Raw genomic sequence first — 9,215 nt, forward strand, 5'->3', positions numbered from 1 at the left:
CCCCATGCCCCGCCCGCCACACCGCGCCGCCCGTCGCGGCACCCGGTTCCACGCCTGGGTGGAGTCACGGTTCGACGAGCTGCCGCTGCCGATGCTCGGCCCCGACGAGCTGCCCGGCGGCGCCGACGACGAGCCGGAGATCGCCGACGAACGCGATCTGGCGGCCCTCAAGGAGGCCTTCGACCGCACCCCGTACGCCCGGCGCACGCCGTACCGCGTCGAGGCGCCGTTCCAGCTCACCCTCGCCGGCCGCGTGATCCGGGGCCGTATCGACGCGGTGTACCGCGACGTCGACCCGGCGACGGACACCGTCACGTACGAGATCGTCGACTGGAAGACCGGCCGCGGCCGTACCGCCGACCCGCTCCAGCTCGCCGTCTACCGGCTGGCCTGGGCCGAGCAGCACGGCATCCCCCCGGACGCGGTCACCGCCACCTTCCTCTACGTACGGAGCGGCGAGACCGTACGCCCCGAGGGACTGCCCGGCCGCACCGGACTGGAACGCGTCCTTCTGTACGGATCCGACGACGCCGACGGCGCACACGACGCCGACGACCGCCCCTCCGCCGCCGGCCCTGGCGAACACACGCCAGAGCCGCGTCTCGAACGGCGAACGGCAGACGAGACCACCCCCGGAGCCGGATAGGCTCGACGTATGAGCGAGACCCCGGACAGCGCCGTCCGTACGCACACCCGTGACTACATCCGGTCCCACCGTGCGGCCTTCCTCGACGATCTCGCCGAGTGGCTGCGCATCCCGTCCGTCTCGGCCCAGCCCGAACACGACGCGGACGTACGGCGCAGCGCCGACTGGCTCGCGGCGAGCCTTCGCGAGACCGGCTTCCCCGTCGCGGAGATCTGGGAGACCCCCGGCGCCCCCGCCGTCTTCGCGGAATGGCCGTCCGACGACCCAAACGCCCCGGTCGTGCTGGTCTACGGCCACCACGACGTACAGCCCGCCGCCCGCGAGGACGGCTGGCGGACCGACCCCTTCGAACCCGTCGTCCAGGACGGCCGGCTGTACGCGCGCGGCGCCGCCGACGACAAGGGGCAGGTGTTCTTCCACACACTCGGCGTCCGCGCCCATCTTGCCGCCACCGGCCGCACCACCCCCGCCGTCCATCTGAAACTGCTCGTCGAGGGCGAGGAGGAATCCGGCTCGCCGCACTTCCGCGCGCTCGTCGAACAGCGCGCGGCCCGCCTCGCCGCCGACGCCGTGATCGTCTCCGACACCGGCATGTGGTCCGAGGACACCCCCACCGTCTGCACCGGGATGCGCGGCCTCGCGGAGTGCGAGATCGAGCTGTACGGCCCCGACCAGGACATCCACTCAGGCTCCTTCGGCGGCGCCGTACCCAACCCGGCCACCGTCGCCGCCCGCCTCGTGGCGGCGCTGCACGACGAGCACGAGCGGGTCACCGTGCCCGGCTTCTACGACGGCATCACCCCGCTCACCGACACCGAGCGCGCGCTCATCGCCGAGCTGCCCTTCGACGAGGACGCGTGGCTGCGTACGGCCAAGTCGCACGGCACACTCGGCGAGGCCGGCTACTCCACCCTGGAGCGCGTCTGGGCCCGTCCCACCGCCGAGGTCAACGGCATGGGCGGCGGCTACCAGGGCCCCGGCGGCAAGACGATCATCCCGTCGTCCGCGCGGCTGAAGCTCTCGTTCCGGCTCGTCGCGGGCCAGGAACTCGACCGGATCGAGCGGGCCGTCGCCGACTGGATCGACACCAGGATCCCGGCCGGGATCCGCCACAAGACCACGTTCGCCGCGGGCACCCGCCCCTGTCTGACCCCGCTGGACCACCCCGCGCTCCAGTCGGTCGCGCGGGCCATGGGCAGCGCCTTCGACCAGAAGATCCGCTTCACCCGCGAAGGCGGCTCGGGACCCGCCGCCGACCTCCAGGACGTGCTCGGCGTGCCCGTGCTGTTCCTGGGCATCTCCGTACCGTCCGACGGCTGGCACGCGCCCGACGAGAAGGTCGAGATCGACCTTCTTATGAAGGGCGTGGAGACGACCGCCTACCTCTGGAGCGATCTCGCCGCCGCTCTCCGCTGAACAGACACCCATTTATCCGGGGGAGTTGGAAGTACCAGTGAGTACCACCACCAGCGGCGGAGACACCGCCGCAGACCGGCCGATCGTCCTCGCCTCCCACAGCGGCATCGACCGGGCCGCACACCACCGCCTCGACGAGGCGTGGCTGGCCGCGGCCTGGAGCCACCCGACGACCCGGGTCTTCGTCGTCTCCGCCGGTCAGGTGTTGATAGACGACACCCCGGACGGCCGCACCGAACTCGTGACGACCCCGTCCTTCGAGGCGCCCCTGACCGAGACGCACCGCTACTTCCTCGGTACGGACGAGGACGGCGTCAGCTACTTCGCCCTCCAGAAGGACTCGCTGCCGGGCCGCATGGACCAGTCGGCGCGCCCCGCGGGACTGCGCGAGGCGGGGCTGCTGCTGTCCCCGCGCGACGCGGGCCTGATGGTCCACGCCGTGGCGCTGGAGAACTGGCAGCGGCTGCACCGCTTCTGCTCACGCTGCGGTGAGCGCACCGTGATCGCGGCGGCGGGCCACATCCGCCGCTGCCCCGCGTGCGGCGCCGAGCACTACCCCCGTACCGACCCCGCCGTGATCATGCTCGTCACCGACGAGCAGGACCGCGCGCTCCTCGGCCGCCAGGTGCACTGGCCGGAGGGCCGGTTCTCGACGCTGGCGGGCTTCGTGGAACCGGGGGAGTCGATCGAACAGTCCGTGGTCCGCGAGGTGTTCGAGGAGGCGGGCATCACGGTCGGCGACGTCGAGTACATCGCGAGCCAGCCCTGGCCGTTCCCCTCCAGCCTGATGCTGGGCTTCATGGCGCGCGCCACGTCCTACGAGATCACCGTGGACGGCGACGAGATTCAGGAGGCCCGCTGGTTCTCCCGCGACGACCTGCGGGTCGCGATCGAGTCGGGCGAGGTCCTGCCGCCGTCGGGCATCTCGATCGCGGCGCGGCTGACGGAGCTCTGGTACGGAAAGCCGCTGCCGAAGCCGCTGAACTGACCGGAACGGGTGAGAGCCCCCGCCGACCGGCGGGGGCTCTCACGGTGTCCGAGCCCGTGGAGTGACGGGCTCAGGGAACTACGTACTCAGGCGCCGACCTTCTGCTTGACCTGCGCGAGGGACGGGTTCGTCAGCGTCGAACCGTCGTCGAAGAGCAGGGTCGGCACCGTCTGGTTGCCGCCGTTGGCCTTCTCGACGAACGCCGCCGAATCCGGGTCCTGCTCGATGTTGATCTCGGTGTACGCGATGCCTTCGCGGTCCATCTGGCCCTTGAGCCGACGGCAGTAGCCGCACCACGTGGTGCTGTACATCGTCACGGTCCCCGGCATGTCTTCTCGCGCTCCTCTGGCAGGCTCGAAATGTCTTCGCTGTGAGGTGAACGTACGTGACCTGGTCACCATTCCCCTACTTGTACGACCAACGTGACTCCCCTGTGGACAAGTGCGGCACCAGCCCCACGGGACCTGGCAGCATGGCGGGGTGACAGCAGCAACGCACTCCTCACTCTTCCCGCAGGATTCCGACGGCAGCCAGTTCGTGGCCCCGCCGCGCGACGCCGACGCGGTGCTCGCCGGGCTCGACCCCGAGCAGCGCGAGGTCGCCACGGCGCTGCACGGTCCGGTGTGCGTGCTGGCAGGTGCCGGCACGGGCAAGACGCGCGCGATCACCCACCGGATCGCGTACGGCGTGCGGGCCGGGATCCTCCAGCCCGCCAGCGTCCTCGCCGTCACCTTCACCAACCGGGCGGCGGGGGAGATGCGCGGGCGGCTGCGCCAGCTCGGCGCCGGCGGAGTCCAGGCGCGCACGTTCCACTCGGCGGCGCTGCGCCAGCTCCAGTACTTCTGGCCCAAGGTGGTCGGCGGCGAGCTGCCCCGACTGCTGGAGCGCAAGGTCCAGCTCGTCGCGGAGTCGGCGGCCCGCTGCCGGATCCGGCTCGACCGCAACGAGTTGAGGGATGTCACCGGCGAGATCGAGTGGGCCAAGGTCACCCAGACCGTGCCCGCCGACTATCCGGCCGCCGTCGCCAAGTCCCTCCGAGACGCCCCGCGCGACCCGGCGGAGATCGGCCAGATCTACGCGATGTACGAACAGCTGAAACGAGACAGGTCGGTGATCGACTTCGAGGACGTCCTGCTCCTCACGGTCGGCATCCTCCAGGACCGGCACGACATCGCCGACCAGATCCGCGGCCAGTACCAGCACTTCGTGGTGGACGAGTACCAGGACGTGAGCCCGCTCCAGCAGCGCCTCCTCGAACTGTGGATGGGCGACCGGGAGAATCTCTGTGTCGTCGGCGACGCCAGCCAGACGATCTACTCGTTCACCGGCGCCACCCCGGACCATCTGCTGAACTTCCGCACGCGCCACCCGGGCGCGACGATGGTCAAGCTGGTCCGTGACTACCGCTCCACCCCCCAGGTCGTGCACCTGGCCAACGGGCTGCTGAATCAGGCCAGGGGCCGCGCCGCCGAACACCGGCTGGAACTGATCTCGCAGCGCGACGCGGGCCCCGAGCCCGTCTACACGGAGTACGCGGACGAGCCGGCCGAGGCCGAAGGCACCGCGCGCCGTATCCGCGACCTCATCGCGGCGGGCGTCCCGGCCGGCGAGATCGCCGTGCTGTACCGGATCAACGCCCAGTCGGAGGTCTACGAACAGGCACTCGCCGACGCCGGGGTGCCCTACCAACTCCGGGGCGCCGAGCGGTTCTTCGAGCGCCAGGAGGTACGGGAGGCGGGCGCCGCGCTGCGCGGCGCGGCCCGCTTCGGCGGCAACGACTCCCTGCTGGACGACGTCGTCGATCTGCCGTCACAGGTGCGGGCCGTGCTCTCCACCAAGGGCTGGACCACCGAACCTCCCACCGGTTCGGGCGCCGTGCGCGACCGCTGGGAGTCGCTGGCCGCCCTCGTGCGGCTCGCCGAGGACTTCGTACGGGCCAAGCCGGAGGCGACCCTCGGCGATCTGGTGGCCGAGCTGGACGAGCGCGCCGCCGCCCAGCACGCCCCGACGGTCCAGGGAGTCACCCTCGCCTCGCTCCACGCGGCCAAGGGCCTGGAGTGGGACGCCGTGTTCCTGGTCGGTCTGACCGAGGGCATGATGCCGATCACGTACGCCAAGACCGACGAACAGGTCGAGGAGGAGCGCAGGCTCCTCTACGTCGGCGTCACCCGCGCCCGGCTGCACATCTCCCTTTCGTGGGCGCTCTCCAGGGCCCCCGGCGGCCGGGCCTCCCGGCGGCCCACCCGCTTCCTGAGCGGACTGCGGCCCGGCTCCTCCGCACCGGGGACCCGGGGCGGAGGAGCGGCGGCGGGCGGCGCGGCCGAGCGCGGCGGCCGGCGCAAGCGGCGCGGCCCGGTGCTGTGCCGTGTCTGCGGCACGACACTGACGGACGCGGGCGAGATGAAGCTGATGCGCTGCGAGGGCTGCCCGTCGGACATGGACGAGGGGCTGTACGAGCGGCTGCGCGAGTGGCGCTCCGATCAGGCGAAGCAGCTGGGCCAGCCCGCCTACTGCGTGTTCACCGACAAGACGCTGATGGCGATCGCCGAGTCCGTCCCGGGCGACGACGGCGAGCTCTCCAGGATCTCCGGCGTCGGCGGGCGCAAGCTGGAGCGGTTCGGAGCCGATGTCCTCGCCATCTGCGCAGGTGAGGAGCTTGTTGGGGAGGACGAGGAGAGCTGATACAAACTCGTCGAGAAAATAGTTTGCGCCCGCCCCGCGAATCACCATAGGTTCTTAACCACGGGAACGGCGGGCTTCTCCGAAGCCCCGTCCCCGTGCTCTACTTGTCCGAAGTGGTATCCGGATTTCGATACGCCGAGAGGAGGCGATTCCAGTGATCAGCATCACCAGCAAGTTCGTCAGCACCGCCAAAATGACCGATCGCTCGGTCGTCTCCGCCTGCTCTCTCGACGTTCTGCGTCCCGGCCTGCTCGCCACTGAGGGAACTTCGTTCATCGCCACCGCTCTGTCCGGCGCCAGCGCCGGCCGGATCAACCCCGTGACGCTCCCTGTCACCGGCGGCAATGAGCGACCGAGCAAGGCACTGGCAGCAGAAGTAGCAGCAGCAGAGGCCCAGGCCTATGCGTTTGCGGCAGCCGGTGCCGAATCGAAGAAGCAGACCAAGCAGACGAAGCAGCACCACACGATGTGGGCCATCCGTGGGCCTGAACCCTGGAGAGATCCAGCCTGATTCAAGATCAGGCCGGCGCCTTCAGGGCCGCGGAACCCCACCCGGGATCCGCGGCCCTTCTGTTTGTCCCGAACGGGACGGACGGAGCGAAGGGGCCTCGGGAGAAGTCACCACCCCGGTACCAGCCGACACCCGGCCAACAGGTCGGACCGACCAGACGAGGAAGACACCACCGTGCAACTCGAAGCGCACGCCCCGTCCGTACCGCCTTCCGAAACGATCGACCAGGCCCGCACCACGGAGGACTCCACCTTGACCCCGCTCACCGCGCTCACCGCGCTCGACGACGCCATCGAGAACCTCGGCGTACCCGTTCCCTGCCGTGCCTACGACCCGGAGGTCTTCTTCGCGGAGTCCCCGGCCGACGTCGAGTACGCCAAGTCCCTCTGCCGCACCTGCCCGCTGATGGAGGCATGCCTCGCCGGCGCCAAGGAGCGGCGTGAGCCGTGGGGTGTCTGGGGCGGCGAGCTCTTCATCCAGGGTGTGGTCGTGGCCCGCAAGCGGCCCCGTGGCCGTCCGCGCAAGAACCCGGTCGCGGCATGAACGCCACCGGCACCATCGACCGCCCTTTCACGCACGATCCCAAGAAGCAGGCCCCGATGACCTCTTCCCTGCGAGAGCCCTCCGGCTCCGCCATTTCAGCTGTCAGTACCACCGGCGCGAGCGACTCGCGTCAGAACAGGACCCGCGAGATGCAACTCATTCCAGAAGCCATGGCACGCGCGCATATGACCGAGCGCCTGCGTGAAGCCGACGCGGAACGCCAGGCCGTGCGCCTGGTCGCCGCTCGGCGGATGCAGCGCCGCGCCGAGCGCGTGTCGATGCGCGCCCGACGCGCGCTGGCCATGGCGGTCATGAACTGACCACCACCGGCCGGGCGCGACAACGTCGCAAGCCGTAGAAGCCGCTGAATCGGGGGCCGGTCCACATGGACCGGCCCCCGAAGTGCGTTGTCGGACCCGGCAGCGGCAGACGCCGGGCGCCTCCTACGCGCCCGCCTCGGCCTCGGCCGCCTCCTCGTACACGAACTCCTCCTCGGGCAGGAAGCCCGGCAGCCACTCCTCCAGCTCCTCGCGGAGCCGCACCGTGGCGTTCAGCTGGCACAGCACGCCGATCGTGCTCAGCGTGACGCGATGGATCAGCAGATAGGCGGGCGGCAGATTCAACTGCTTCCCCAACTGGTGCGCCGGAGAACGGGGATCCCCGATCCGCGCCCCCTGGGTACGCATCCAGCTCCGGGTGAAGGTGAACTCCGCCGCCTCCGCCGGCTCGATGATCGGCAGCAGATACTCCAGCACCGCGTCCGGATCGAGATCGATCGACTCCTTGACGAACCCCTCCGTACGCAGCAGTTCGTACACCGCGTCGGCGTCGCCCTCCAGCGTGAGGCGCAACGACTCACCGATCGTCTCCGGCAACCCGCCCGGCAGCCGGTCCACCGTGCCGAAGTCCAGCACACCGAGCCGCAGTTCACCCTCGTCCCCGGCGGGTGGCAGCAGCCGGAAGTTGCCCGGGTGCGGATCCGCGTGCAGCAGCCCCGTACGGGCCGGGCCGGAGAAGAGGAAGCGCGCCAGCAGCTGACCCGCCCGGTCGCGCTCCTCCTCGGTGCCGTCGGCGATCACGTCGGACATCGGCGTGCCGTCCATCCACTCCGTGACCAGCACCTGCTCGCGCTGGTGCACCACGTCGGGCACGACCACGTCGGGATCGTCCGCGAACTCCGCCGCGTGCTCCCGCTGGGCCCGCGCCTCCAACTCGTAGTCCAGCTCCTCCGACACCCGGTCGCGCAACTCGGTGATCAGGGGCTTGACGTCCATGCCCGGAATCAGCGGACCCAGCAGCCGGGCGAACCGGCTCAGTTGGGCCAGGTCCGACAGCAGCGCCTCCCCGGCGCCCGGGTACTGCACCTTGACGGCCACATCCCGCCCGTCGTGCCACACCGCCCGGTGCACCTGGCCGATCGACGCGGCGGCCGACGGCTTCTCCTCGAACTCCAGGAACAGCTCACGCCAATCCTCACCGAGCCGCTCCGCCAGCACCTTGTGCACCGTGCTGGTCGGCATCGGAGGGGCCGCCTCCTGGAGCTTGGTGAGCGCCGCCCGATAGGGCCCCGCCACCTCCTCCGGCAGCGCCGACTCGAAGACGGACAGCGCCTGCCCGAACTTCATGGCACCGCCCTTGAGCTCGCCCAGCACCTTGAAGAGCTGGTCCGCCGTGCGCTGCTGGAGCTCCCGGCCCACGATCTCCGCGGACTTGCCCCCGATCCGTTTGCCCAGACCCCACGTGGCACGACCGGCGAAGCCCAGTGGCAGCGCGGCCAACTTGGCAGTTCGGGTGACCGCCTTCCGGGGAAGATCAGACATGCGCCCCTCCAATTCCCAGCCAGCCGAGCCGCGTACGGCGGTTACCCCACCATTGTGTCGTGCGGCCCGCCAGTCACGACCATGCCCTCTCCCTCCAGTTCTCCGGCGGCACCGCAGGGGCAGACGGGATGCGGCGCGATCCGCTCCGAACGCCAGTCGAGCAGGGGCAGGGTGATCTCCCAGCGCGCACCGGTGCTCGCCGGCAGCTCCCCGTCCAGGAACGACAGCGCGTGCGCGGCGGCGAGACCGGCCACGGTGGTGGCGAGACCAAGGTCACAGGCCGGTGTGACCGACGCCCTGCGACCCGACCGCCACTGCGCCAGCATCAGCGGCCACCCCGGATCCCGCCCCGTCCGCTCCTCGGTCAGACACCCCGCGCACGCCGTGCCACCCGGCAGCACCAGCGGGCCCACCACACCCGTGGCCTCCACAACTCCCGCGTAGAGATGAGGAGTCCCGGTGGCGATCCAGCGCTCGGCGGAGGCCGGATCCGGGGCGTAGGCCGCGAGGCCGTCCCTCGGCGCGACGATCACCAGGGACAGCCCCGCCCCGCCGCCGCTCGCCAGGGCGGCCCGCGCGTCGGCGCGCTCGGTCCGCTCGGTCCGTTCG

At 70.8% G+C, this 9,215-nt stretch carries 10 protein-coding genes; 7 read left to right on the plus strand and 3 right to left on the minus strand.

What is annotated here, in order from left to right:
- From BHU15_RS35305 to nudC, 3 genes are all read left to right on the plus strand, one after another.
- Positions 1 to 646, plus strand: a 646-nt coding sequence (locus BHU15_RS35305; RefSeq protein WP_141726953.1) for a PD-(D/E)XK nuclease family protein, incomplete at its 5' end; no start/stop codon positions are given.
- Positions 647 to 655: 9 nt separating this feature from the next.
- The gene (locus BHU15_RS35310; protein ID WP_069630859.1) at positions 656 to 2,062 is read left to right on the plus strand and encodes a dipeptidase; all 1,407 of its coding nucleotides are present in this window, start codon (positions 656 to 658) and stop codon (positions 2,060 to 2,062) included.
- Between the two features lie 37 nt (positions 2,063 to 2,099).
- On the plus strand, positions 2,100 to 3,050 hold the full coding sequence (gene nudC / locus BHU15_RS35315; RefSeq protein WP_069630860.1) for an NAD(+) diphosphatase: 951 nt from the start codon (positions 2,100 to 2,102) through the stop codon (positions 3,048 to 3,050).
- Positions 3,051 to 3,136: 86 nt separating this feature from the next.
- Here the strand turns inward: nudC and BHU15_RS35320 are convergent, their stop codons facing one another.
- On the minus strand, positions 3,137 to 3,379 hold the full coding sequence (locus BHU15_RS35320; protein ID WP_023538817.1) for a mycoredoxin: 243 nt from the start codon (positions 3,377 to 3,379) through the stop codon (positions 3,137 to 3,139).
- A gap of 151 nt (positions 3,380 to 3,530) precedes the next feature.
- Here BHU15_RS35320 and BHU15_RS35325 point away from each other — a divergent pair, with 151 nt between their 5' ends.
- From BHU15_RS35325 to BHU15_RS35335, 4 genes are all read left to right on the plus strand, one after another.
- Positions 3,531 to 5,732, plus strand: a complete 2,202-nt coding sequence (locus tag BHU15_RS35325) for an ATP-dependent DNA helicase UvrD2 (RefSeq protein WP_069630861.1) — start codon at positions 3,531 to 3,533, stop codon at positions 5,730 to 5,732.
- A gap of 154 nt (positions 5,733 to 5,886) precedes the next feature.
- A complete protein-coding gene (locus BHU15_RS38865) occupies positions 5,887 to 6,243 on the plus strand; it encodes a hypothetical protein (RefSeq protein ID WP_023538815.1) in 357 nt (118 codons plus the stop codon).
- A 174-nt stretch (positions 6,244 to 6,417) separates the two neighbouring features.
- The gene (locus BHU15_RS35330; RefSeq protein WP_023538814.1) at positions 6,418 to 6,786 is read left to right on the plus strand and encodes a WhiB family transcriptional regulator; all 369 of its coding nucleotides are present in this window, start codon (positions 6,418 to 6,420) and stop codon (positions 6,784 to 6,786) included.
- Positions 6,783 to 7,106 carry a putative WhiB-interacting protein gene (locus BHU15_RS35335; RefSeq protein ID WP_069630862.1) on the plus strand — a complete coding sequence of 108 codons (324 nt, stop codon included), beginning with the start codon at positions 6,783 to 6,785 and terminating at the stop codon, positions 7,104 to 7,106. Before BHU15_RS35330 ends, BHU15_RS35335 begins: the two co-directional genes overlap by 4 nt.
- Before the next feature lie 123 nt (positions 7,107 to 7,229).
- On the opposite strand, the gene BHU15_RS35340 is transcribed toward BHU15_RS35335, so the two are convergent.
- Both BHU15_RS35340 and BHU15_RS35345 read right to left on the minus strand, forming a co-directional pair.
- A complete protein-coding gene (locus tag BHU15_RS35340) occupies positions 7,230 to 8,606 on the minus strand; it encodes an ABC1 kinase family protein (RefSeq protein ID WP_069630863.1) in 1,377 nt (458 codons plus the stop codon).
- 41 nt (positions 8,607 to 8,647) lie between these two features.
- Positions 8,648 to 9,215: TOMM precursor leader peptide-binding protein (locus BHU15_RS35345; protein ID WP_141726954.1), on the minus strand; the 568-nt coding region annotated here is incomplete at its 5' end.

This window comes from Streptomyces niveus (assembly GCF_001723055.1).
Taxonomy (GTDB): Bacteria; Actinomycetota; Actinomycetes; order Streptomycetales; family Streptomycetaceae; genus Streptomyces; species Streptomyces niveus.

Bases quoted from the DNA above. Each gene is read 5' to 3' on its own strand.
- BHU15_RS35320 (WP_023538817.1), bottom strand. From the start codon at position 3,379: ATGCCGGGGACCGTGACGATGTACAGCACCACGTGGTGCGGCTACTGC.
- BHU15_RS35340 (WP_069630863.1), bottom strand. From the start codon at position 8,606: ATGTCTGATCTTCCCCGGAAGGCGGTCACCCGAACTGCCAAGTTGGCC.
- BHU15_RS35310 (WP_069630859.1), top strand. From the start codon at position 656: ATGAGCGAGACCCCGGACAGCGCCGTCCGTACGCACACCCGTGACTAC.
- BHU15_RS35335 (WP_069630862.1), top strand. From the start codon at position 6,783: ATGAACGCCACCGGCACCATCGACCGCCCTTTCACGCACGATCCCAAG.